Source organism: Paenibacillus kribbensis (assembly GCF_001705305.1).
Classification (GTDB): Bacteria; Bacillota; Bacilli; order Paenibacillales; family Paenibacillaceae; genus Paenibacillus; species Paenibacillus kribbensis_B.
This window is the reverse complement of sequence record NZ_MCBP01000057.1, coordinates 1-521: the sequence shown is the minus strand read 5'-3', so window position 1 is coordinate 521 and position 521 is coordinate 1. Positions and strand designations below refer to the sequence as shown.

Below are 521 nucleotides of genomic sequence, written 5' to 3'. Positions count from 1 at the left end.
TTAATCAAACAGTATGCTTTACAGTTTGCACCCTATGCTTGGCTGTCAACTCTATGACATTTAAGTACCGTCAATCAGTACACCTATTCTTTTAATTCAAAACGTTTAATACTCCAGCCACTAACAATAAGATAGATGTAAATACACTCAATGCAATAGCTAGATAGTCATGGCGATAGTACCACTCCTTAAAGTTGGTAACTGAACCTACACCATATAAAATGCCAAGAATAATCAAGGCAATATTAATTACAATCATTATATATTCTCCTGACTTTCTACATAGAGCAAGATACAGAACGCGTCTGCCATGTCGTCATTGATTTTGTCTTTAGGGACTATATTATAACTTTCTAAAATATCAATGCTTTGTTCTTTTCTTGCTTTGCTTTTACCTTTGATTAAGTGATAACCACACCACATTGAATTACTTACATCAACATATCCAATATTATGGCGATTACGCATTACTCCTAAGAAAGAACCGTTAGCCCTAATCAATGAGATATTTCCTTTAGACT

Annotated in this window: 2 protein-coding genes; both read right to left on the bottom strand. The window is 33.8% G+C overall.

All coding sequences use genetic code 11. The features are described from left to right. Positions 1-91 precede the first annotated feature (91 nt). Positions 92-259, bottom strand: coding sequence for a hypothetical protein (locus tag BAZ21_RS29335; protein WP_176718238.1), 168 nt, complete (start codon positions 257-259; stop codon positions 92-94). Continuing rightward, a partial coding sequence (locus BAZ21_RS27540) for a hypothetical protein (protein WP_218061459.1) occupies positions 259-521 on the bottom strand: 263 nt, incomplete at its 5' end. The genes BAZ21_RS29335 and BAZ21_RS27540, both read right to left, overlap by 1 nt.

Excerpts from the sequence above, each read along its gene's own strand:
- BAZ21_RS29335 (WP_176718238.1), bottom strand. The coding sequence starts at position 259 with ATGATTGTAATTAATATTGCCTTGATTATTCTTGGCATTTTATATGGT.